Annotated in this window: 22 protein-coding genes and 1 pseudogene; 10 read left to right on the top strand and 13 right to left on the bottom strand. The window is 61.8% G+C overall.

The features are described from left to right. Nucleotides 1-2 precede the first annotated feature (2 nt). The 4 genes from hpnD to ACTJLC_RS17900 form a co-directional block, all read right to left on the bottom strand. Nucleotides 3-851: a presqualene diphosphate synthase HpnD gene (gene hpnD, locus ACTJLC_RS17915; protein WP_310126403.1), complete on the bottom strand. Its 849-nt coding sequence runs from the start codon at nucleotides 849-851 to the stop codon at nucleotides 3-5. A gap of 280 nt (nucleotides 852-1,131) precedes the next feature. Further along, on the bottom strand, nucleotides 1,132-2,070 hold the full coding sequence (locus ACTJLC_RS17910) for a sensor domain-containing diguanylate cyclase (RefSeq protein WP_310130732.1): 939 nt from the start codon (nucleotides 2,068-2,070) through the stop codon (nucleotides 1,132-1,134). Next, on the bottom strand, nucleotides 2,067-2,690 hold the full coding sequence (locus ACTJLC_RS17905; protein ID WP_073429652.1) for a chemotaxis protein CheC: 624 nt from the start codon (nucleotides 2,688-2,690) through the stop codon (nucleotides 2,067-2,069). Before ACTJLC_RS17905 ends, ACTJLC_RS17910 begins: the two co-directional genes overlap by 4 nt. Continuing rightward, nucleotides 2,683-3,051 (bottom strand): response regulator, encoded by a 369-nt coding sequence (locus tag ACTJLC_RS17900; RefSeq protein WP_073429651.1) that lies wholly within the window; start codon nucleotides 3,049-3,051, stop codon nucleotides 2,683-2,685. Before ACTJLC_RS17900 ends, ACTJLC_RS17905 begins: the two co-directional genes overlap by 8 nt. 151 nt (nucleotides 3,052-3,202) lie before the next feature. Here ACTJLC_RS17900 and ACTJLC_RS17895 point away from each other — a divergent pair, with 151 nt between their 5' ends. The 3 genes from ACTJLC_RS17895 (at nucleotide 3,203) to ACTJLC_RS17885 (ending at nucleotide 7,274) form a co-directional block, all read left to right on the top strand. Then, a complete protein-coding gene (locus ACTJLC_RS17895) occupies nucleotides 3,203-3,727 on the top strand; it encodes a hypothetical protein (protein WP_310130735.1) in 525 nt (174 codons plus the stop codon). A gap of 12 nt (nucleotides 3,728-3,739) precedes the next feature. Beyond that, complete coding sequence (locus ACTJLC_RS17890; RefSeq protein WP_310130737.1) at nucleotides 3,740-6,022, top strand: hybrid sensor histidine kinase/response regulator; 2,283 nt, start codon at nucleotides 3,740-3,742, stop codon at nucleotides 6,020-6,022. Between the two features lie 208 nt (nucleotides 6,023-6,230). Further along, nucleotides 6,231-7,274, top strand: coding sequence for a hypothetical protein (locus tag ACTJLC_RS17885; RefSeq protein ID WP_310130740.1), 1,044 nt, complete (start codon nucleotides 6,231-6,233; stop codon nucleotides 7,272-7,274). 81 nt (nucleotides 7,275-7,355) lie between these two features. On the opposite strand, the gene ACTJLC_RS17880 is transcribed toward ACTJLC_RS17885, so the two are convergent. Beyond that, nucleotides 7,356-7,910 (bottom strand): NADPH-dependent FMN reductase, encoded by a 555-nt coding sequence (locus tag ACTJLC_RS17880; RefSeq protein WP_073429734.1) that lies wholly within the window; start codon nucleotides 7,908-7,910, stop codon nucleotides 7,356-7,358. A 343-nt stretch (nucleotides 7,911-8,253) separates the two neighbouring features. On the opposite strand from ACTJLC_RS17880, the gene ACTJLC_RS17875 reads away from it, so the two are divergent. After that, a complete protein-coding gene (locus tag ACTJLC_RS17875; protein WP_073429648.1) occupies nucleotides 8,254-8,460 on the top strand; it encodes a hypothetical protein in 207 nt (68 codons plus the stop codon). Between the two features lie 126 nt (nucleotides 8,461-8,586). Here ACTJLC_RS17875 and ACTJLC_RS17870 read toward each other — a convergent pair whose 3' ends face one another. The 3 genes from ACTJLC_RS17870 to ACTJLC_RS17860 all read right to left on the bottom strand — a co-directional run bounded on the left by ACTJLC_RS17870 (nucleotide 8,587) and on the right by ACTJLC_RS17860 (nucleotide 9,837). Beyond that, nucleotides 8,587-8,856, bottom strand: a complete 270-nt coding sequence (locus ACTJLC_RS17870) for a DUF6723 family protein (protein ID WP_310126419.1) — start codon at nucleotides 8,854-8,856, stop codon at nucleotides 8,587-8,589. Nucleotides 8,857-8,867: 11 nt separating this feature from the next. Further along, nucleotides 8,868-9,152, bottom strand: a complete 285-nt coding sequence (locus tag ACTJLC_RS17865; RefSeq protein ID WP_073429646.1) for a hypothetical protein — start codon at nucleotides 9,150-9,152, stop codon at nucleotides 8,868-8,870. 553 nt (nucleotides 9,153-9,705) lie between these two features. Continuing rightward, entirely contained in the window at nucleotides 9,706-9,837 is a 132-nt protein-coding gene (locus tag ACTJLC_RS17860) for a hypothetical protein (RefSeq protein ID WP_310130743.1), read from the bottom strand. A 432-nt stretch (nucleotides 9,838-10,269) separates the two neighbouring features. On the opposite strand from ACTJLC_RS17860, the gene ACTJLC_RS17855 reads away from it, so the two are divergent. Both ACTJLC_RS17855 and ACTJLC_RS17850 read left to right on the top strand, forming a co-directional pair. Further along, the gene (locus tag ACTJLC_RS17855; RefSeq protein ID WP_083081874.1) at nucleotides 10,270-10,878 is read left to right on the top strand and encodes an RNA polymerase factor sigma-70; all 609 of its coding nucleotides are present in this window, start codon (nucleotides 10,270-10,272) and stop codon (nucleotides 10,876-10,878) included. Next, nucleotides 10,859-11,068 carry a zf-HC2 domain-containing protein gene (locus tag ACTJLC_RS17850; RefSeq protein WP_176035781.1) on the top strand — a complete coding sequence of 70 codons (210 nt, stop codon included), beginning with the start codon at nucleotides 10,859-10,861 and terminating at the stop codon, nucleotides 11,066-11,068. Before ACTJLC_RS17855 ends, ACTJLC_RS17850 begins: the two co-directional genes overlap by 20 nt. 71 nt (nucleotides 11,069-11,139) lie before the next feature. Here the strand turns inward: ACTJLC_RS17850 and ACTJLC_RS17845 are convergent, their stop codons facing one another. After that, nucleotides 11,140-11,430, bottom strand: coding sequence for a DUF1272 domain-containing protein (locus ACTJLC_RS17845; protein WP_310130747.1), 291 nt, complete (start codon nucleotides 11,428-11,430; stop codon nucleotides 11,140-11,142). Between the two features lie 844 nt (nucleotides 11,431-12,274). Between ACTJLC_RS17845 and ACTJLC_RS17840 the strand changes: the two are divergent. The 3 genes and pseudogenes from ACTJLC_RS17840 to ACTJLC_RS17830 form a co-directional block, all read left to right on the top strand. Further along, nucleotides 12,275-12,928: pseudogene (locus tag ACTJLC_RS17840) on the top strand (twin-arginine translocation signal domain-containing protein); the annotation flags it as partial. Between the two features lie 922 nt (nucleotides 12,929-13,850). Next, the gene (parA, locus tag ACTJLC_RS17835; RefSeq protein ID WP_073429642.1) at nucleotides 13,851-14,513 is read left to right on the top strand and encodes a ParA family partition ATPase; all 663 of its coding nucleotides are present in this window, start codon (nucleotides 13,851-13,853) and stop codon (nucleotides 14,511-14,513) included. A 24-nt stretch (nucleotides 14,514-14,537) separates the two neighbouring features. Next, nucleotides 14,538-15,593 (top strand): ParB/RepB/Spo0J family partition protein, encoded by a 1,056-nt coding sequence (locus ACTJLC_RS17830; RefSeq protein WP_310130750.1) that lies wholly within the window; start codon nucleotides 14,538-14,540, stop codon nucleotides 15,591-15,593. A 68-nt stretch (nucleotides 15,594-15,661) separates the two neighbouring features. Here the strand turns inward: ACTJLC_RS17830 and ACTJLC_RS17825 are convergent, their stop codons facing one another. Then, nucleotides 15,662-17,008, bottom strand: a complete 1,347-nt coding sequence (locus tag ACTJLC_RS17825; RefSeq protein WP_073429640.1) for a replication initiation protein — start codon at nucleotides 17,006-17,008, stop codon at nucleotides 15,662-15,664. A 2,091-nt stretch (nucleotides 17,009-19,099) separates the two neighbouring features. Here ACTJLC_RS17825 and ACTJLC_RS17820 point away from each other — a divergent pair. After that, nucleotides 19,100-20,305, top strand: a complete 1,206-nt coding sequence (locus tag ACTJLC_RS17820) for a DNA-binding protein (protein WP_310130752.1) — start codon at nucleotides 19,100-19,102, stop codon at nucleotides 20,303-20,305. A 70-nt stretch (nucleotides 20,306-20,375) separates the two neighbouring features. Here ACTJLC_RS17820 and ACTJLC_RS17815 read toward each other — a convergent pair whose 3' ends face one another. The 3 genes from ACTJLC_RS17815 to ACTJLC_RS17805 form a co-directional block, all read right to left on the bottom strand. Next, nucleotides 20,376-21,458 (bottom strand): tyrosine-type recombinase/integrase, encoded by a 1,083-nt coding sequence (locus ACTJLC_RS17815; RefSeq protein WP_310131048.1) that lies wholly within the window; start codon nucleotides 21,456-21,458, stop codon nucleotides 20,376-20,378. Between the two features lie 55 nt (nucleotides 21,459-21,513). Next, complete coding sequence (locus tag ACTJLC_RS17810) at nucleotides 21,514-21,912, bottom strand: DUF2471 family protein (protein ID WP_154872462.1); 399 nt, start codon at nucleotides 21,910-21,912, stop codon at nucleotides 21,514-21,516. An 89-nt stretch (nucleotides 21,913-22,001) separates the two neighbouring features. Next, entirely contained in the window at nucleotides 22,002-22,640 is a 639-nt protein-coding gene (locus ACTJLC_RS17805) for a helix-turn-helix domain-containing protein (protein WP_154872463.1), read from the bottom strand. Nucleotides 22,641-22,779: the final 139 nt, after the last annotated feature.

The raw sequence follows: 22,779 nt of genomic DNA, 5'->3' as shown, positions 1-22,779 counted from the left end.
GGTCAGAAGAACGCGTAACGCGCGACGATCCACAGCATGCGCAGCTTCGGCTTGCTGACCTTCGTGCGCGGAATGTCGAAGCCGCGATCGAGCGTGCGATCGAGCAGTACGCGATAGACGCCCGACATGATGCGCGGCGCGCGCACCTGAGCGCGCGGCTCGCGGTTCATGACGGCGTCGGAGGCGGCGAAGTGTTCCTTGGCGCGCTCGGCGAGCGTCGCGCAAACGCGCGGCAGCGACGGGTCGTCGGCGATCTGCGCCGGGCTCTCGATGGCGATGCCTTCGCGCGCCAGCAACTCACGCGGCAGATAGCAGCGGTTGATGCCGGCGTCTTCGTCGATATCACGCAGGATGTTGGTGAGTTGCAGCGCGCGGCCGAGATGGTGCGCGAGCAGGCGGCCCGGCTCGTCCTGCATCCCGAATATCCTCACCGATAGACGGCCCGCCGCGCTTGCCACGCGGTCGCAGTAGAGGTCGAGCGTGGCTTCGTTGGGCGCGCAGAGGTCGGCGGCGGCGTCCATCGCCATGCCGTCGATCATCGCGTGGAAATCCTCGCGTTGCAGATGGAACGTGTGAATGTGCCGCGTCAGCGCGCGCAACGAAGCGCGCGGCGCGCCGGCGTAGCACGCGTCGATGTCGGCGCGCCAGCGCTCGAGCGCGGCGGCGCGTTCGGCGCGCGGCAGATCGCTGTCGGCGATGTCGTCGACGGCGCGGCAGAAAGCGTAGACCTGATACATCGCGTCGCGCTGCGCGGCCGGCAGGATGCGCATTGCGATATAGAACGAGCTGCCGGAGGTGGCGGCAGCGGCGTCGATTTCTGTATCGTCCACGACAAGATTGGAAACAGCCAAGACGATCTCCGCTGGAGGCGCCCGCTGAAAGGCGTTCAAGAAGTTTTAATGCCTACCCGCAGGGCACGCGGCCCGCGCGCGCGGACACGCGCGAAACACCCGGCAGGGACGCCGGAAACGGCGAAAAGTATAGCAACGTTTCTGAGATGCCGCAGAATCGCGGGGTCAATACAGGGCTGGAAGCCGGGCACGACCGAAAGCCCGTCCGGCCGTAGCGCGATACTACCCTCGTGCAGGGTGTCGGCTTACGGCACCCGCCACGCGCGCAAACGCCGCGCCGTCAGACGAACGCCACCGAGCGGTTGCGCCCTTGCCGCTTCGCGCTGTAAAGCGCGGCGTCGGCTTCGTTGATGAGCACGTCGTAGGCCGGCGCACCCACGCGCGCCGCCGCCACGCCGACGCTCGCCGTCACCGGCACGCTCGTGCCCTGCACTTCGACCGGCGTATCGGCGATCGTGCAGCGGATTTTTTCGGCGACCCGCTTAGCGTCGTCAAGCGGCGTACAGGGCAACAGCAACGCGAACTCCTCGCCGCCGAAACGCCCGAACGTGTCCTGGGCCCGCACCACCCCGGCGACCCGCTGCGCCATGACGCGCAGCACCGTATCGCCGACGCCGTGGCCGAACTGGTCGTTGATCTTCTTGAAGTGATCGAGATCGAACAGCAGCACCGACATGTCGCCGCCGTAGCGCTGCCAGCGCGTGTATTCGTCGCGCAGGCGCGCTTCGAAGAAGCGCCGGTTGGCGATGCCCGTGAGACCGTCGCGGTCCGCGTATTCCTGAAGCTTGGCGACCGCCTCCTCGCGTTCGCGCTGCACGATGCTCACGTGCGTGACGTCGGAGATGGTCACGCACACGGCCACCACTTCGCGATCACGCATGAGCGGCATGAAGGTGCAGTCCTGCTGCATGAAGTCGACGCCGCCCGTGATCGGCCGGTCGTGATCGAACTTGAACAGATACGGGCGCTGCTCCCACGAACTGAACGCGAAGCTGCCGAGCTGGAACACGCTTTCGATCTTGCGCGCGAGCCACACGCGCGGCAGTTCCGGAAAGTGCGTGAAGAGCGACTTGCCGACCATCTGCTCCGCGGGCAAGCCACTGTGGTCCTGCATGAAGCGGTTCCACATGAGCACGTTCATCTCGCGATCGAGCACGAAGATGCCGAAGCCGACACGTTCAACCACCAGATCGCTGAGCGAATCCACGGACACAGTCATAGGCTGGACAACAGCGCGTCGAGCGCTCCGTTCATATGGCGAATCGATTCCTCGGCCATCAACATCACGAGGTGCGCGCGAAAACTCTGGTCCTCGAGCGCGAAGTTCACTTCGACGAGCAACGCCACTTCCCATTGCAGCACGCCCGGCTGAAACACTTCCTCGAGCGTCATGGCCTCGCCGAGCAGGCCGGGCGCCGAGAACACCGGCGTGCGGCCGAGCTGGTCGAGAATGCTGGACACACACGCGCCCGTCAGCACGTTGGCGACGTCGAACACGAGCTCCTGCTGGCTCACCGCCTCGTAGGCCGAACGCGAGTACGGATCGCTGACGAGCGAACACAATTGCTCGATGCTGTCGCTGCGGCAGATCACCAGCGCCTCGCCCTTGATGTCCGAGCGAAAGCCCTGGCGCACCGCGCTCACCGTGTCCTGAATGCCGGTCATCTCGCGCAGCGTTTGCGCCGCTTCGCTGACGCCGACCACCCGCACGCGCGGCACCGACAATTCGATGAACGCATCGAGCAGCCGCGCGAGACGCGTCGCGGCCTGGCCCATCGCCAGATTGGCGACCTCTTGCAGCGCGTCGCGCTGATCTTCAGTGAGGGCTCGCTCAGACATACAACCCGTACTCCTTGAGGATCGGAAGTACCGCCGCGGGCGTCACCGGCTTGGCGATGAACGCGGCGGCGCCGAGCGCGCGCACGCGCGATTGGGCCATCGGCTGAACATCGGCGGACACGACGATGACGAATGTGTTGAGATCCTCATGCTGCAACGCTTCGAGCACCTGGTAGCCGTTCATGTCCGGCATCGTCAGGTCGAGGAACATCACCGACGCCTTGCCTTCGCGATAGAGGCGCAGCGCTTCGCGTCCGTTCGACGCGTACGACACGTCGACATCCCAGTCCGGCGGCAATGCCTTGGTGAGCACTTTGCGGGCAAGCAGCGAATCATCGGCGATCACGATAGGCAAAGGCATGGGCGGTGGGAGTGCGGTATTAGCTCTTGCGTGTTATCGGCGGATGGGGCGTTTTCTTTAGCGCGTGATGTGCCGGTCGGCGGCAAGATGCGCCGCGGCTTGCGGGAATGCACGTTGCGGGCGAGCGGGGCGCGCGTGAGGCGGGATGCGCATGGCGGAACCGTCGGGCATGCAGGGATGCGTGCGCGCACGGTGGACGACGGCGATGACCGGCATGTTCGAAGCCTACCCCGTAGAGGAATCCCGCGCGGCTCGATGGATCGGATGGTCTCTTGCCGCGCGCGTGTTTCCGCGAACGCCTTCCCTCACGCGTTGTACGCATGGTGCGGCGGCCCTCGCGGCAGATGCGTCCGAACATGGCGGGCGCATTTTTTATCGTGGCGTCGATTTTCGAAGCAAATCAGCGGAAAGGCAACACGACAATTCGATGTTCGCTAATCGTTTTTTCCTGCTTCAAGCGAATTTTGAACATATTTTATTAGCATCGGATGCCAATTTTTTATATTTATACTTTTGTGTACGTTTGCGCTTCTCGATTCGTCACTGTTTAAAAAAACAGACAAATAGGTGTGGGCCGAATGCATGCTGGGTCATCGCGGTAACTTCTACCGCCGCTGCGCGTCTATGCTTCTCGTATCATGCCGACTCACCGCCTCCTCGCGCCGAACGCATTTAGCACGATCGAAAAATGACACCTGACCGGTTCGACCCGTCTCAAGCGAGCCGCCTTTCCGCTAACCGGCAGGACGAGGCGTTGTTCCCCGCCGTGCCGGAACAGAACTTCCAGGTGCGGCGCCTCACCCTGATCGCGCTTCTGATCGCCGCGATCGTGCTGCCATGCGTGTATGTCGCGGCCATGGCGTTCAGCGACTTCCGCGCGCGCGAGGCCGACGCCACCGACATGGCGCTGCGCACGGTGCGGGTAGCGGAAGAACACGCGCTGAAAGTGTTCGACATGAACGAGACGCTCGACTCGCGCATCGTCGATCTCGCACAGGATCTGACCGACGACGGCATCAGCGCGCGCGAGGCCGACATTCACGAGAAGCTGCGCGTGATGGGCGGCGGCTATCCGCAGGTGGCCGCGGTGTCGATCTTCGGGCGCGATGGCCGCTTGCTCGCGAGCAGCCGTTTCTATCCCGTGCCGACGCTCTCGGTGGCCGGGCGCGAGGATTTCACCGGCATTCGCGACGGGCGCGACCTCGAACACGTGTCGAAGGTCATGACGGGGCACGTCGCCGGCGAACAGGTGTTCAACATGGGCGTCGAGCGGCGCGGCGCCGACGGCGCGTTCGCGGGCATGGTCTCGGTGGCGCTGCGGCCCAGCTATTTCAGCGCGTTTTACCGCGAACTGCTCGGCGGCAGCGACGGCACGGCCATGACGATGACCCTCGTACGCACGGACGGCGCGATCCTCGCTCACTATCCGCGCAGCCCGCGCGAGCCGAGCGCAATGCCGGCGCAATCGCCGCTCGCCGAAGCGTTCGCGCAGGGGCGGCGGGCCGGCGTCGTGCGCACGCATTCCGACATCGACGGCGAGAAATTGATCGTCGCTTACCGGCACGTCGGCTCGTATCCGGTGTACGTGCTGTGCGGGTATCGCGCGTCGGCGATCTGGGCGGCGTGGTACCGGCATCTCAGCGTGCTGCTGCTGTCGCTGTTCACGCCGTCGATTGCGCTGTGGTGCGTGATCTGGCTGTCGCTGCGGCGCCTGGGGGCCGAGGAGGAAGCGTGGGAGCGCTGGCAGGCCGAAGCGTCGATGCGCCGCTCGATCGAATCCGCGTATCGGCAATCGCGCAAGATGGAGGCGCTCGGCACGCTGGTCGGCAGCGTCGCGCACGATTTCAACAATCTGCTGATGATCGTCTCGGCCAACCTGCAGATCGCGCGGCGGCGCGGCGCGCCCGGCCTCGATCGTGAACTGTCGGCGATGGAGCGGGCGCTCAAGAGCGGTCAGTCGCTGACCCGGCAATTGCTCGGTGTCGCGCGCAAGCAGCCGTTGCGCAACGAGACGCTGGCGCTCGAACGCTGGCTGCCGGCCTGCCGCGAATTGCTGCGCGCGTCGCTCGGCGCGAAGATTTCGCTGGTGATCGACGTCGCCGCCGGCATCTGGCCGATGCGCGTCGACGTGGCGGAACTCGAACTGGCGCTGATCAACATCGCCGTGAATGCGCGCGACGCCATGCCCAACGGCGGGCGCTTCACCGTGCGGGCCACCAACATCCATTTCCGTCACGAAGACGGCTTTCCGCTGACCGGCGACTTCGTGCAACTCTCGCTCGAGGACACCGGCGCCGGCATGGCGCCCGACGTGCTCGCGCGCGCCTTCGAGCCGCTGTTCACGACCAAGGCCAAGGGCATGGGTACGGGCCTCGGGCTGCCGCAGGTTTTCGCGTTCTGCGAGCGCTCGGGCGGACTTGCCGCGATCGACAGCGCGGTCGGCGCGGGCACCTCGGTGCGTCTCTATCTGCCGCGCGCGACGGCCGCGCCGGAAGCCGAGGGACCGGCCGAAGCGCGCGCCGAGGAAAGCGGCGCGCCGCATGGCTTGCGCATTCTGCTCGTCGAGGATAACGAGGAGGTGGCCGCGGGCACCGAAGCCCTGCTGCAGATGATGGGCCACCAGGTCACCTGCGTCTTCAACGCCGATACGGCGCTGCGTCTGTTCGACGACGCGCATGCGAAGCAGGCTCGCACCGGCGAGCCGCTGCCGTTCGATCTCGTGCTGTCGGACATTCACATGCCGGGCAAGATGAACGGCATCGATCTGGCGGAAGCCGTTCTCGCGTTCGATACGCGGCTGCCGGTCATTCTGATGACCGGCTACGCGGAAGAACTCGACCGCGCGCGTCATGTGAACGTGCGGGTGCTGTCGAAGCCGTTCGATATCGCGTTGCTGGACCAGCTTTTGCAAGCGATCCAGCGCGACCTCGCGCAATCGGACACCGATCCGGCGCCGCATCCGGCGCCATAGAACCGGCTCGAGCCGGCGCTAGCGCCATTTACCGGGCGTTGTAAAAGCGCGGAAGCGGCATGGCGTGCGCGTTTGCCCGACATGTTGATCGGCGGGCTCACAGCGGGCGCGCGGCCGCATCGGCAGATGCCGGCACGATCGTTGCAAGGCAGAGGAAATAGAAGGGCGGCGCGTTCCGCCGCTCGCCTCAATATGTCGGGAGACAGCCATGCGACACGCCGTGATTGGTTTATTCGACACCTATTCTCAAGCGGAAGCCGCCCGCGACACGCTCGTGCAAACCGGCTTCGCACGCGACACCATCGAATTGCAGGCGAACGAGGGGCCGTCCGTCGGATCGGCCACCGGCGAAGTCGCGGGCTCGGGCGTGCTCGCCAACATCGAACGCTTTCTGTCCAGCCTGTTCTCAAGCGGTTCGCGTGAGGCGGAGAAGTCGCGTTACGCCGAAGCCATTCGGCGCGGCGCAGTGCTGGTCTGCGTGAACGCGGCGAGCGAATCGCACGCGGAACTCGCCCGCAACACGTTCAGGCGGCTCGGCGCAACCGACGTCGGCGAACGCTCGCCGGATCAGGATGTGTCACCGGAGGCCGCGCGCGAGCATTCGGTGCTCGACGAACTGGGCATCGGCACCGCGGCGCGCGGCGCGCAGCGTACACCGAACGCATCGGGCGCGGCCGCGCCCGGCGTGACGACGCCCGGCGAAGCGATGCCGGGAAGCACCGCGCGGTCCACATCGACGGCCGATCCGATGTACACCTCGCCCTCGCGCAGTACCGAGGCCGAACGGTTCGTGCCGCCGCCGCCCAACGAACGGCCGACGGCGGACCCGGTCAATGAGCCGATCAGGGAGCCGCTGACGGGCGACGCGGGACGCAGCGCGATCGCCGCCGGTTCCGTGCCGGGTTCCGGCGCGGTCATGCGTCCGTCGGAGGTGGTCCCTAACGCTGATGAGCCGACCGCCGGTTTGGGCGGCCAGATTCCGAACGAATATCTGGAATACGAGGAAGACTTCCGCAACCACTACGACGAGCAATATGCAGCCGAAAATTCGCGCTACGAAGACTACGTGCCCGCTTATCGCTATGGCGCGGAGATCGGCAACGACATGCGTTTCCGCGACAGGCCGTGGGACGACATCGAGCCGGAGGCCCGTCGTCATTGGGAAACCACGTCGACGGAAAGCACGTGGGAGCGCTTCAAGCTCGCCGTGCGCCACGGCTGGGAACGGGTGACGGGGCATCACCACGTATAGGGAAGGCGGTCGCGGCGGCGTGCCTGAGGTGCGGCAACGCCGCCGCATCGGTCAACGGCGGGTTCGGCGCTGGCGGAATCGTCAGGCGGCGGTATGCCGCTTGACCCACGCGACGTAACGGTCGACGAAGGTCTGCAGGAACTTGCGCGTGCCGTCGTTCAGGATCTCGCCTTTTTCGTTGATGACCGCCGGGTCGTGCTTGATGAACACTTCGGGCTGACCCAACGTCGCGACGTCGAGATACGCCAGCACATTGCGCAGATGCTGTTGTGCGAGCGCCGAGCCGGTTGCGCCGACCGACGTGCCGATCACCGCGCCGGGCTTGTTGCCCCACGAATTGGTGCCCCACGGGCGCGATGCCCAGTCGATCGCGTTCTTCAGCACGCCGGGTATCGAGCGGTTGTACTCGGGCGTGACGAACAGCAGGCCGTCGGCGGCTTCGACGCGCTGCTTCAAGTGCTTGCCGGCCTCGGGGTAGTCGGCGTCGTATTCCTGGCTGTAAAGCGGCAACGAACCGATGTCGATGAATTCGAACGTGAAATCGGCCGGCGCGAGGGACACCACGGCTTGCGCCAACTGGCGGTTGAACGACTCGCGGCGCAGACTGCCGACGACGACTGCGATGTGATAGGCCATGTTCACTTCCTCAACGAAAGGCGCTTGACGCGCGAAAGGGATGAACTGTCCATCATAGGCAAAGCCGCGCCGGATGACGTCGCCAAGGGCAAAAAACGCGCGTTGTCGACGGCGCGGGAAGGTGTCCTGCAAGACCACCGGTGGATAACCCCGCCGCCGATAAAGTTATCCACAGATTTACTGAATAACCTTGTGGATAACTCGTACTTTTGCCTTGTCAATCAAGCGTGCTTTCGGGGTTGGACGATTCGAGGCAAATGGCTCGATCGGCGGCGGATGGGCGCGCGGCAAGAACGGCGCTTGCTGGATGGTTGCGGTAAGCCACTCAATGGAGGAACCCACGATGACTCGGGACTACGCGGGTAAATCGCACGATGAAGCGTTGGCGGCCCGGAAGAAGCAGAAGCAGCGGTCGCAGGAACAGCCCGGCGGCGACATGGCCGTCGACGATACGCAAGCGGATGCAACGCACAGCAGCGGCGAGCTGTCCGAACGCGGCAAGGAAGTATGGCGTCAGGGACACGGCATGGACGGCGGCGGAAAAATCTGACCGGCGATGACTCCGCGCGAGTGTGCTGCGTGCGACACGGGATCGATGAAACCGCAAGACATGCATGCCGCGCGCGGGACGCCAGGGCAGGCGCCTGCCGCCGGGTTCAGGCGCGGGCGTTCGCGCTCACTCCGGAACCGCGATGTCGCCATCCACAAGCTGCCAGCCATAGGCTTCCGCATAGGACTGCGCCGCGCCGGCTTCGGCGAAAAAGGGCATATCCGCATGACCCTGGAACGGGTAGATCACCCGTTCGTCGCTCAAGCGGAGCACTTTGAGCGTCGGCACCGTGCCGCTCGAGGTACGGCGTGACGACGCCGTCACCTGATAGTTCGCGCGGCCTGTGAGAGCGGGAAGCGGCGCGCTCTGCGAGCGCCTGGAAACGGGACTTGCCATTGTCGCGCGCATCAAAGGCCGGCGATCGACTGGCCGGCTACCATGCCGTCGATCACCTGTTCAGCGTAGTTGGCGGAGGCAATGCGGGCGTCGCCGGCCGCGCCGAAAGGCGAACGGCTCGGCACGCGAAACACCCGGCTGCCGGTCACCGTGTCGTCGGCTCCGCGCCGGCTGATTCGCACGGCCGCATCGAAGCCCGCATCGTAATGGCGAACGCGATCGAGACCGCTCGGCTGGTGCGGATAAACCAGCGGATAAATCTCAAGGCCGCGGTAACTTCTGATCGTATTGCTCATGTGCGGATCTCCGTGAAGGCTTTGTGAACCGTGTCGCAGTGGCGTGACGCCGGCCGGATCGCGGCGCTTCTGCAAAAACAATGTGAGCGACGGGTGCGTGTGAACAGCAGCCGCGTCAGTTGGGCCGGGCTGACGGCACTGCAAACCAGGTAGGAGGAAGGGACCTGCTCGATCCAGGGCGCCGTGGCGAGGGACGTTTGCGTCGGTGACTGCGCGAGGCGCGCAGGAGAACTGCAGGCTGTTGGCCCACTGTAACACGTTAGAGGACGAGTGTTAGGCGCATTTACGAGACGGGCGCGCGTGTTGCTTTAGGCCGCTCGCGGCGTCGTGTCTCGTGGGAGCGCTCTCTATCTCTTTGCTCTGTTCTTGCGCGGTGTCGGGCGAGTCCGCGAGGCGTCGCGGGCTGGCGCTTGCCGCGTAGGGCAGCGTCGCATTTCGCTCCACGGTGGCTTGAATGCACGAAGGGCGCCGGTAGCGGCGCCCTTCTTCCAAGGCTTTCTTATCCTAGCGCTGCGCGCCCGACGAGCGTCCGGGCAGCGCGCAGCCAGCCGGATCAGTTACCGAAGAACACATTGCAGTAGGATGCCGGGCCGTTGCATTGCGCGGGAGTGGCGGCGTGAGCTGCGCCGGAGGCGGCGGCGAACAGAGCGACCGAAGCGATCAGGGCGGAAAGAATGCGTTTCATGGTGCTACTCCTTGGCATTGGGTTCGCGATCTGGGCGATCGAATGAGCGAAGGATAGCGATTCAGCGTCGGCCTAAAAACCGCGAAGCCAAGAAGACATTTTTTCAAGGAATGAAATAATTGCCCGTCCGAATCGATTGGGTGCCGCTCTGGCCCGCCAACGGCCGCTTCGCTTACAGCCTGCTGACGTGTGTATGCCCCACACGCCCGTTTTTCGATTTGCGCAATAATCTATTTTCGATTGTCATAACGTCCCGTCCGGCGCGACCAAGCTCATCGGTCAGCGCTTGTCGGCGGGAATATGCTCGATACCGTTTCGCTTGTGCAAGGACGTGCGGGAGAATGGCGCACGATCCCAAAGAGCGCGCGAGCAAAAGCACCCCCTTATGAACCGCAACGATTCAACAAGAAATGCCCGGCCGTGGAGCATGTCATGGCGCGTATAAATGGGCCGGCGCTCGACGATCCCGTTTATCTCACGCAATTGCGGCGCGACCTGGTTCGCTTCGCCCGGCTGCAACTGCGCGACGCCGCCGCCGCCGAAGACGCCGTCCAGGAAGCGCTCGCCGCCGCATGGACGCAAGCCGACCGGTTCGCCGCGCAATCGGAGCATAAGACCTGGGTGTTCGGCATCCTGCGTCACAAGCTCGTCGACACGTTGCGAGCACGGCAACGCACGGTGAACCTGTCCGCGCTGGAGTCTGAACTCGACGGCGAGGCGCTGCTCGATCGCGAACTGTTCAAGGACAACGGCCACTGGTCGAGCGAAACCAAGCCGCGGCCCTGGCCCACGCCCGAAACCGCGCTGCGTCAGCAACAGTTCTGGACCTTGTTCGAGATGTGTCTCGAACATCTGCCGGAACACATCGGACGCGTGTTCATGATGCGCGAATTTCTCGACCTGGAGACCGAGGCGATCTGCGCGGAACTCAAGATGACCGCCAATCATTGCAGCGTGCTGATCTACCGCGCGCGGCTGCGCTTACGCACTTGTCTGAGCGAAAAGGGTTTGTCGAGGGAGGATGCGAATGGGGAAGTGTAAGAACATCACGCGCCTGTTGTCCGACGCGCTCGACCGTCCTCTAAAAACCGGCGAATGGGTGGCGATCCGGCTGCATCTGCCGACCTGCAGCGGCTGTCGCAATTACCGCAAGCAGATCCGCCTGTTGCGTGTAGCGGCGCGTTCGATGAGCGGGATTGCGACGCCGGACTCTACGGGTAGTGACGATTGAAGTGCTTGACGGCGCATCGAGTGTTGATCATCGACTGTTGAACGCAATTGGCGGCGCAAACGCAGGCTCTTTTAGCGCTCGCCGGGCGGCGTGCTCCGATAGCGCTCGAAGAAACTCGCGTGCGACGCTTCGTCGATGGAGACGGGATGCGGTTCGGTACAAGCCGGATGTTTTGCGAGTTGCTCGCGGGTACGGATCGGCCGGCGCTGGAAATTGCCGCCGCAATTCGGACATACGTTGCGCAGCCTGGTGAGCGCGCACATTTCACAGAACGTGCATTCGTACGTGCAGATCATTGCGTCGGAGGCGTTCGGCGGCAGTGACTTGCCGCATCCTTCGCACGATGGTCTCAGTTCAAGCATGATGGCTCCGCGTGACAGGGAGTGAGGTACGGGTCGTACGCTCATGTACAGGGCTGCAGTGTAAGCGGCGCGGGTCATGCGGAATGGACAGCCAGGCGTCAATTCCTGCCACGGCGGCGGCTGGTGCTGTGCTGTCGGGTTCAGCACGGTTCGCAATCGGCGCGGCGCGGTGAGGCCAACGGGGGCATCATTTGTTTGTATGTCGAGCGCACGAGTATTTGTCGTGATTTTTGAAGAAACCCGAAATGTTTTCGCATCGTTTGGAAGTTTTCGCATCGTTCAGAACGCTGGATCGATCATGTCGGGTTGGCGACCACCGGTGCGACGATGCCGGCCGTCGCGGCTGGGGCGATGGTCATGCGGAGGGTCGCCGAGCCGGCAGCCAGCCGTGTGCGGCAGGAGTCAGCGGCATTGGGGCGTCGGCCGCGACCTCGGTAATCGTCGTGCGGATGCCGGCAACTATCAGCGCTGCTTGTGACCGCCGCTGGCGACGATGGTGAGCACGCGCGCGGCCATCGACGGCATGTTTTTTGCGCCGAATGCCGTCTCCGGTCATGCGTCATGCCGGCGTCAGCAACCGGGTTCACCGCGTTGCGGTGAGCGTGAGCGCGGCCAACGGCTCACCGCAGCGTATTGAAAAGGACGTTCTGCTTTAAGCAGCAATCTGGCGACCGCGTTGCTGGGTCCGGACCGATACGGGTAGACCGCGCACCAGCAGGTTCCTCGTTCCGTCCATGGACATGATTTGCTTATGCGAATTTGTCGGTTCATCTAGGCTTGCGGACGAATTATCGTCGCGGCCAGTCGGACCGTTTTGCGCTCGTCTTTTTTGACGAGCATTTTTATGTCCCATCATTCGCTGCTCACGCGCCGTTCGTTTATCGCCGGCGTGGGGTGCCGCGCTAGCCGCTGCCGCCCTACCCGCCATCTCCCCTTCCGTCTTTGCCGACGACTGTCCACGAAGGATTTTCGCATCGGCTATGGGAAAGCCGCCAATACGCCTGTGCTGCTGAAGTTGCACGGCACGCTCGAAAAGCGGCTCGCACTTCTCGCGCGTAACCGTCAGGTGGACCGAGTTTCCTGCCGGACCGCAGTTGCTCGAAGGACTGAACGTGGGCGCCATCGACTTCGGCTATGTCGGCGAGGCGCCGGCGGTGTTTGCGCAGGTAGCCGGCCCAAACTTCGTCTATACCGCCTATGAGATTCCGACACCGCGTGCCGAAGGCATTCTTGTGCATCGAGAGACGCCGATCAAAACGCAGGCCGATCAATCGCGATCAACAAAGGTTCCGATGTTCATTGGTTACTCGTCTCAGCACTACGGAAGAGCGGCGTGAAGTACAGCGACGTCCAGCCGGTCTTTCTGCCGCCCGCGGACGCGCGCGCCGTTTCAGCGAGGCGCAATTGACGCATGAGCGATCTGTGATCCGTTCCTCGAAGCGGGAAGCGGCAGTCGAATGCGCTCTTGCTCGTCGACGGAGTGGGAATCGCGAATCACCTTGCGGACGGTACAACCGATTGCGCGTTGAGTTGCGCCAGTTGGGCGACCGTTAACGGCTGCTTCAAATATTCGATGACTTCGATCACCTCTCATTATTGGCGGTGTTGTAGGTGCTGGCGACGAAGTCGCATGTGACGCGCGATTTTGAGCAGCGGGGGTCGTGGTAGATGGTGATCATGCGTTGTTTGGCGTGGCGTCGGATGGATCGATGGAGCCGTGGCCTTTTCTTTATGTTTTAGCGCCGAGCTGAAGCGCCGGCTTCGCGCCCACCTGCGACCGTTGGCAAGTTGGCTGCCTCAACATCGTTGGGATATCCACGGTTTATGCGCATAAAGCGCTTGCGGGGGTTTCCGATGAGGACGGGGTTGGGCATTCCTAGTAGGAGATCGCGGACGGCTCCACGTCAGCGTCATCACCGAGTTGCTATCAGCGCCCTTATGGCGTTCGCCTACGCGTTGAGCCATAGACCTTCCTGTTGACGCAACGATATACAGCAGCCGACCCAGCACAAGCGAACGGGCAAAACAATCTCTTCGTCCGGAGCTTTATGCGCATAAAGCTCCCCGCGCGAACCCTTGCGGTGTATGCGCGCGTTAGAGGCCGCGGCAATGATATGAGGCCGCCTAGGAAGTGCACCGTCAACGAACATCAATCAAACGTCGCCTCGCCCACACACACAACATGCGGTAGCCCTCAGCGGCGCGTCCACAGCGCGCAGTGTCGCGGCTTAACGCATTGACAGGCCAACCCGCCGGTAGGTACCGGACCGGGATCATCGCAAAAGGGAGTCTAATCCCCCGACACCTTTATGCGCATAAACTAGGCCAAATGGCTATTTCTTCTCGCGTTTACACAAATTGATTGAAATGCCAATTCATCCAGGTAAAATCCATTTGCGTCTAAAAAGAGGAGGTGAAGATTGGCAGCAGAAATCATCGCGGTAACCCAGCAGAAGGGAGGAGTCGGGAAAAGCACAATCGCGATGCACCTAGGCGCCGCATTCCATGAGAAAGGGAAACGCGTCCTCGTTGTAGACGCAGACGGTCAAAACACGCTGATCCATTGGGCCAGTGCATCGTCAGACGGCGACACCGGCATCCCGTTTCCAGTCGTCAATCTTTCCGAGGCCGGTAGCCAGATCCATCGCGAGATCAAGAAGTTCGTGGCTGACTACGACATCATCGTCGTCGATTGCCCACCCTCTATCACAGAGAAAGTCTCTGGCGTCGTATTGCTCGCAGCTAGCGTCGCGGTAATTCCGACGTCGTCATCGCCTGCCGACTATTGGTCGAGCGTTGGATTGGTGAAGCTGGTCCAGCAAGCTCAAGTAATGAACGAGGACCTCCGGGCGGTCTTTCTGCTCAACAAGACGGAAGAGAAACGGATGCTCACGCGCGAACTGAAGCGTGCGTTGGAAGAGCTTGGATTCCCGTTGCTCAAAACCCAGATTCCGACACGCGAGGCCTACAAGCAGGCAATGGCGTTAGGGCAGACAGTGCTTCAAATGAACGATCGCGGTGCCAAGCTCGCCGCCATCGAAGTACGGGCGTGCGCCAACGAGATCGCCGCCTTGCTCCCGTGAATTTATGCGCATAAAGGACCCTGAATGAAACCCTCCCAATTCGCCAAAGGCTTTCAAGCACGTCCTGACACGACCAGCAGCGAAAAGCGAACCGCGCTCGACCGTTTGAATGCAATCGACGGTCTCGTCAAGAACGGCCCGACGGGCAACCAGGCAGCGGGGCGCCCAGGCTCACCGGTCGTGCCGCAAAGCGACGTAGAAATCGACGCTGACGAGGTGTCCAATGAGTCCGCAGCCTATCGCGCATGGCGAATCGAGCACGGCTATCGGCCAGGCCAGGTAATCGACCTCGCGCTCAAAACGATCAAGCCGAGCCCCTTCAATCCCCGGCACTTTTACCTAAAGCCGTCCATTGCCGAGCTTGCCGTCAATCTCGCAAGGCAGGGGCAGCAGCAGGCGATTCACGTCATTCCCGATTACGACAATCCCGGCACCTACTTCGTCAGCGACGGAGGGCGGCGCGTGCGGGCGCTGAAAGAAGCGAACAAGGAATCGGTTAAGGCGGTCGTCATCGACCTGCCGATCGGGATCCAGAGCTATAAGCTTGGTTATGACCTCAACGTCCAACGCGATTCGCAGACGGTATTTGACAACGCAGTCGTATGGAAACGCTTTCTCGATGATCGGCATTTCCAGAGCCAAAAGGAGCTCGCCGAACATCTCGGATTGGACGAGTCGACCGTTGCCGTTGCCTTGTCGATCGCCAAGTTGCCAGAGGCCGTCATGCATGAAATGGTCGCGCGGCCTGACCGTTTTGGCTCGAACATGGCGTATCAGGTGGGTCGCTATCACACCGCTCGCGGCGCGGATGCAACGCTGCGCCTGATCAACAAAATCATTTCCGATGACCTCAGCACGCGGCAAGTCGCCGACATCGTGAAGGGCCGAGCCACCGCCCAGGAAAGCAGCAAACCGGCGGGCCGGCAACGCTATGCTCAACGTCTCGAAATCAAGCTTGGGGGCGTTTCGGTGGGCGATCTCAAATCGTACGGTGACGATCGAATCGAATTGCGACTGAAGGGGCTCACGCGCGAAAAGCGCGACGACATCCTCCGGCAGATCGAAAAGATGCTGAAGTAAGAGATGCTGGAATGACCGCGGAACACGATACTGCGGCACATGATCGTGTCCGCCGTCTCAATGAATGATTACGCCGCGCGCGATTGACTTAGCGTAAAGGCGAGCAAATCGCCATCGGTCGGCTCGCCCCAGGTCTTGCGCGCCAGCCAGTCGAAGAATGCCGTCTCGACAATCTTCGAGTCCAGGCCGCGACGGCGCCAGTCGTCGCGCATGTGCGTGCCTAGCCCCGGCAGCTCGTCTTCTTCAAAGGACTGTCGCGCGATCTCCCGCTCAGACTCACCCTGCTCGTCGTACAGTTCGCGTGCTTCCTTGCGACGGTATGCCGAGTATTCGCCAAGCAGCCGGGCTTTGAGGTCGTCGGCCGGCGCAGTCATCGCGGCCTTGCCGCCACCCGACGGCAGTGCCTCGACCGGCGGCGCGTAGCCTTTTTTCAATGCGTCCTTGAACAGTGCGGGCGCACTGCGCACAGGCGGCAAGGATGTGCTGCGCATGCGCTGTTCGGTCATTTGCAAAGCCGCGCGAATACGGTTTTCCTCGCTATCGGCATACAGCGTTTGCGCTTCCTTCAGCGGGATGCCGATCTTCACCATCCGGTCGACCAGTGTGCTGTCGAACACATTCGGATGCTCATCGAGTGCAAGCATGGGCTGCTTGCGCTCGGTCACGCGGAACTGGATCTCGGCAACGCGCCGTCCTTCCCGGTGCTCGATCAATTCGACGAAGATATTGGTAACCGCATTGACTTCCGCGATAGCCGGGCGCAAGTAATCACGTTTGAAGTACTTGTATTCGCGCTTCGCCTCGTCACCGGCCTCCGTATCCGGCGTGCCGGACAGGATAGGGCGCCACCATTCCCAAGACTCCCGCATGGTCAGATGACTCGGGTTGGTCAGGTAGCGCACGCAAATCTCATACAGCGCAAGCCCCGCGCTACTGCGCAACTGGCTCTGAAACTGGAGACTCAGACGCGCGTATTGAACGGGATCAAGCAGTTTCTTCTTGATCTTCGGCGCGAAGGAAAACTCCACCCAAACGCGGCGGGTGGTGGGATCTTCGAGAATTTCCGCGTCGGCGATCAGCGTGGAGATGCCCCATTTCCGGCCCGGCTTCTGACTCGACGTGCCGGTACTCCATTCGACCTGTACCGACACCATGCGCCGCAAGTGCTCCTTGACGAGCGCGGTATCGTTCGAGTCGAATGCGGAATTCGCGACGATGTCGGACAGCAATGCCCGGTAAGTGTCGCCAGATTCGTCGGCTTGCTGCGCCACGGCGAGCAGCACGTTGAACAGCTTGCGGGTAAGCAGCGTGATTTTGCCGCTTTTGGGCTGAATCGCTATCGCCTCGACGGCCTTGCGCAATTCGGCGGAGCTCGGGCTGACAACGTCGGTCTTCTTCGCGCGCTTCGTGGCCATGCGTCTGAATCGAGGAGGGGATTTGGCGAGAGCATACCGACTGTGGTGATACGCGTCTATAGCGCCAATCTCACCGTTCGGGGTGAAGCAAGTTTACGAGGCGAAACTCACCTCGAGTAGCTCCCGAAAACCCTCACCTCAACCGTTTGGCGCCAGGTTCGGGCCATCCTTGCAGGCTGCGGCCTGGAGAAAATAGGCGCTATTTTGGCGGGGAAACGAACAGGAGCCAACCAATCCCGAATCTTCTCACCTTAAAAAAATTTTGGATATTTCGCGACCCTGACGTGAAAGTCCGATTGATTCACGCCGCCCGGAGGGGGAGAACCGCTCGGATTGTCTGCAAACCAAACGAGAGCACGGGCAAACCGGCAGCGTGGCAAAACGCACTGTCGAACCGCCACCGCGCTGACAAGCAGCGCTCGAACCCGTGCGCCGAGCAAGGAACGCGTGTGCCGAGCCGGCGGGAACGCCCGCTGCCGCTTTGAACAATGGGCAGCAGATCGCACGCAGGGGCGACACGCCTACAACTGCGGCCTGCTCGACAAGATGGGCATATCAGAATGCAAGGCGATACAGAGCGCGAATGCCGCTCGCCAGCCGCGCGGCCATGAAAACCGTGCTCGCATGAATGGTCCTGAAATCCTTTGCGCGGAAGTCGCCACAATGACTGACCGGGGCGCCCAAGCGATTGCATCAGGAGTCAGCCGTCAAAGATCCCGAAAAGGCTCACCTTAATCCACAACCAGCTCTTGCAACGGCGCGGCCTTCCGACCGTCGTTGCAAGTGAACCGCCGAGAAGCCCTCCCGAAAAGCCTCACCTTTCCTTCGCTTGAAGTTCCAACCGGGCGCAATGATACGCTCCTGAAAAACCTCACCTCAACGTACATCGCTACAATTTCTCAATGATTTCATGGGCTTAGATCAATCGTATTGGCGGAGATCTCGTCTGGCGCTCCCGTAGATCCTCACCTCAAGCAGCCTTTCCATGAAATTCTGGATATCAACCGCTGTCCCCAGAGTCCCGAAAAACCTCACCATTGCAATCCGGCCGACAATAAAGATCGGACTCTCCGACGGCCTCCGTCGCGCCTTTCCGAGCTATCGCAGCTAGTTTCTTCCCGTATTGACTCACCTGATCGATCACAATGCTACGCAACGGCTCCCGAAAAACCTCACCTTTTGCCTCGAGCCAGAGGATTTCGCCGACCGATAATCGACGCGATTTGCTGCCTCCCGAATTTCCTCACCTCTGGCGACGACAACAGTAGCGACATCGATGTTCCCATTTGAACCGCATCACCAATACGCCGCCCGACTCCCGCAAACGCTCACCTTAAGCCCTGGATGCCCTTAATCTGGGCAAAAAAACCACGCAAGCCCCGCAAAGTCTCACCTCCGGCTCGCGTTTTCTCCCGTCTTGACTCACCAATCGCACTGCCAGGATCGAAATGAGGGTAAAAACCGGCGTACAAGGCTGTCCCGAAAGCGCTCACCTTCGGCATTCCTCCCTTCCATGCGAGCGTCGAGCCCTGGCGGGCAGTCTCCCAGATTCAGCTCCCGCAAAACCTCACCTTTGGAAAGCCGGCATTTTTAGGCGGTTCCTGAACTCGCTCACGTTCTGTCCCGCACCTGCTCACCGAGTCCCCCGAACCTCATCACTCAACGGTCCCGAGATACCTCACCCTGGCTCCCGAAAAGCTTCACCTCATCGGGCGCGAACGCCCGTCCAGCAAGGGTTTGCCGTGGCGTTAACGTCTTTAACTAGGGTTCAAGGGTGTTTACTTTTATTACTCTCTAGCTTTACCCCGCGTGTCCATGGACAAAACAGATCGACCCTGGCCACGACCCGGCGCTGGATCCGTGAAACAGTGCACAATCGTTTGGAAACGGATCAATTCTTTTCTACAACAAGGACTTATCGGCTATTCTTCGTTTTGTTTCACGGAAAAAACCCGTTAGACCTAGTCCATCACTCCACCTTCACCCCAAAAGCCGGGCAATTCGCCTCACAGCGTTGGTTAGCGCTAAATACGTAGCAAACGTTACGTAAATTGTTATGATTCATCCCATTTACGCAAGATCGGGGCACATATGAATCTGGACGAGGAAAGGCAGGCCATCCGCAATGAGCTTGAAGCGATGCGAAATACCGGGGCTCGACGGCAAGAACTTTCGCTGCATGCATGCAAGCGACTCTTCTTCGATCTGGGCATCCGTCCGTCGATGGCCGCAGTCCGCGATCTGACCCAGACCGGCAGCGCAAGCGATATTCCCAAAGACATCGACCATTTCTGGGAGCGCCTGCGCAACGTATCGCGTGTCAGGGTCGGCGCTGGCGCCATCCCGAAAGCGCTGGAAGATCGTGCTGGTGAACTGCTAGGCACGCTCTTCGAAGAAGCTGTTGTCCATGCACGCGCGACGCTCGACGACGAGCGCGAGGAAATTCGCGCCCAACTCTCCGCCGCCGACCAGCGTGCGCGAGATGCGGAAATTCGACAACATGCGTCTGAGGAAGCGATCCAGCGCAGCGAAATGCGGGCCGAGGCCGCATGGGAACGTGTCCGCGCGCTCGAGGCCGAGCTATCCAGCACGACGACGCATGGCAACGCCCACCAGGAAGGTTTGCAGGCAACGGTGCGGCGACTCGATCAGGAAAACGAGACGCTTCGTCAACGCCTTGATAATGAATTGGCGACCAATGCGACGCTGCGTGACCGGATCGACGCATTGCACATGGAACTGCGGCAAAGCACGGAACACTATGCGCAACAGATCAAAGACGCGGTGACCGAAGCCGAGCGGCGCGTGAAACCGATGCTGGTCGAACTCGATTCATTGCGAAGCATGGCGGCGACGTATCAGTCCGGGGTACGTGACGCGAGCCGCAAGGAGTTCGAGTTCATTCAACAACTCGCCGCGGCCAAGGCGCGCGGCGACCGGCTCGATGCCCAATTGCGCGAGCAATCCGACGAAGTGGATGCATTGACAAAAGAAGTCGCCGTGCTGCGCGGTCAGCAAGGCATCGATCCGGCAATTGCAACCCTGCTTTGTTCGCTTGTCGAAGCGGGCCGGCTCACACACGACGAATTGAAGGCAATCGGCACGGCGGCGGACGGCCACGTCAGATTGCCTCTGCGATGCCCGAAATGCGCGGAAGGCGAGCCGGAGTTGTCGCAAGTGGATCGCCAGTTTGAATTGCAGTGTCCGGAATGCGATCACTCGTCCGGACCGGGCGATTCCAGGCTGGAGGCGGTTAGCCGATTCCTGTCGAACGATTCCATCGCGGCATCTGCGTGACGATTCATTTGATGCAATCGCGGACAAATCGTCAAAGGTGAGGAGATTCGGGAGCCAAAGCGTGGGGCGTTCAGGCCTTGCGCGCTGCCGCTTTCCTCGTCAAACGCCCATCGCGCCTGGGTGCCGGTAATGGCGAGGATGCGGGATCCGGCTCATTCACGTTTAACGAATCCTGCTGATCCGTCCATATTTCCCAAGCACGATATAAGCGGTTCGCCGAAACCGCCTGTACAAAGCCCAGCCATTGCCCGACCAGTTCAGCCTCCACACCGCTCTCAAACAGATCCGCGGCAAAAGTATTGCGCAAGGTCTGCGGACTTGCTCGTGACACCCGCGATTCCGCGATTCCGGCCGCGTCGATCAATGCGTCGACCGCGCGCAGCATGGTGGCTTTATGCATGGGCCGCCCACACGACGACGCTGGAAAAACCAGGTTCCCGGCTAATTCGGATAAACGCTGCTCGGCGAGCCATGCGTCCAGAATGGCCACTGCAAACGGCGCGAGGCGAGTGCGCCGCATCAGCATGGGATTTACCGACTCGATTGTCACCCAGGGCGACCCGGTCCTCACGCAACTCATCGTTAGCGCCGCAGCTTCGCCCGTCTTGAGCCCACCGCCGAGAAACACGGCGATCAATGCGCGGTCACGCCGTGCTCTCCAGCGCTGCGTCGCGGACAAAGCCGGCAACGGCGAAAACAGATGCGCGATGAGCGCGGCCCGTTCGGCATGATTCAGAAAACCGGTGGGTTCATTGTCCCGGGCATTTCGCCATGCCGCTTCGCCATCCTGAGCAATGAAGCGGGCCGGATTGGTCGACGCGGTTTCGATTTCGCTCACGTGATCGAGCACTCGCTCGATCAGCCGCAAATACCGGACGCGCTGCGGTTTGCGGATGTCGAGGCTGGCGACGAAGTCCGCAATGGTCTGCGTATCGACGCTAGTCAAATTCTTTTGCCGCACGCTCAACCAGTCGAGAAAAAGCCCCCATTGAGCCTGATAGACCTCAGCGGAAGAGCGTCTGAAATGCTGTTTGGCGAGCCATGCGTCGAAAGCGACTTGCGGGTCACGACGCCAGTCCTCTCGCTTCTGATCGAAAAGATCGGTGGAAGGCGCTGGGCGCGGAACCGGATCAGACAGATGGGGAGGCGACATGAGCTGCTCTTCCGTCGTTGCGCGGGTAGGTGGCAACCGATCAAAAACGCAGCATTCAGTCGCCCCAAGCCCGCGCGCGTTTCAGAGGCGCGTCTTTGGAAGGCGGTTGCGCTGCGCGACGCGCTGCTTCTTCATAAGCGGAGACGGCGAACGCGAATACCGCGGGCAAGGCGGTGGAAGTGCCGAAGTCCACAGCCTCGTCCGTCTCCGGGTAAGGCAGATCGGATGGCCGTTGAAAGAGGCCCAGCATTAGCGCGTCGTGCCGGCTGGCAAAGCCGAGATCCGCCAGCGCCTCGGCTTCGATTGCATGCAGCAAGCGCCAGGTGAGCGGCACCTGCTGCACGATGTAGCGCGCGGCGATATTGCGCACGATGCGTTCGAGATCCCGCGCCGCGGTTTGATAGCGCAGCGCGGCCAGAGCGTGGTCGGCATGGTCGGTTGTCAGATCGTTCATTGTCGGCTCCAGTCGATACCCTGTACTGTACAAATATACAGTGGCGGACGCAACCTCCGACCGATGCCCGCCAATCGCGCATCCGCGAGTCAGCCGTGAATCACCACCAGCAGCGCTTTCGCCTCGCCCTTTCCTGCATTGCGGATGGCGTGCGGCTCGTCCGCGACATAGCGCGCGGTGTCCGCTGACTTCAGCCGCTTCGTCGTGCCCGCGGCCTCGATCTCGATCGATCCTTGCAGCACGGTCAGATGCTCGCGCGTGCCAGGCTCGTGCGCATTCGACACTAGCGCTCCGCCCGCCTGCAGCGTCAGCTCGTACCACTCGAACTTGCCGGCCAGTTCAATCGGCCCCCACACACGTAACTGATATTTGGCGTCGTGCCCGCTCAAGGTGGGAATGTCATGCGGACCGGAGACCGCGATCGCTTCCGGCGCCTTTTGTGGCGCGAACAGGGAATCGAGACTGACGCCGAGCGCATTGGTCAGACGCCACGCAACCGCGATGGTTGGATTAGCCTTGTCACGTTCGATCTCGGAGAGCATCGATTTGGACACACCGGCCGCGCGCGACAAATCGTCGAGCGTCATGCGCCGTTCGGCGCGCAGACGCTGAATCTGCTCGCCGACGCGCGGCGGCGCCGCGGTCGCCGCGGCGGACGTTACACCGGCGGTAGGCGCCGCGTTGGCCGCGGCACGGCGGATACCCGAACTTGCCATTTGCTGACCCATCGTTTAGAGTTGTTCGATATACCGGATTTTAGTTCGAAAAAACGAAAATATCCGGTAAAACTGAAGCCGACTATAACAGGCCGCCCCGTGCCGAACCTGCACGATACGTTGACGCGGGCGCCTCCACTTCTCAGGAGTC

The sequence above is a fragment of the Paraburkholderia sp. 22099 genome, assembly GCF_052045835.1.
In the GTDB taxonomy this organism is placed as follows: Bacteria; Pseudomonadota; Gammaproteobacteria; order Burkholderiales; family Burkholderiaceae; genus Paraburkholderia; species Paraburkholderia terricola.
This window is presented reverse-complemented; position numbering and strand designations above follow the sequence as displayed.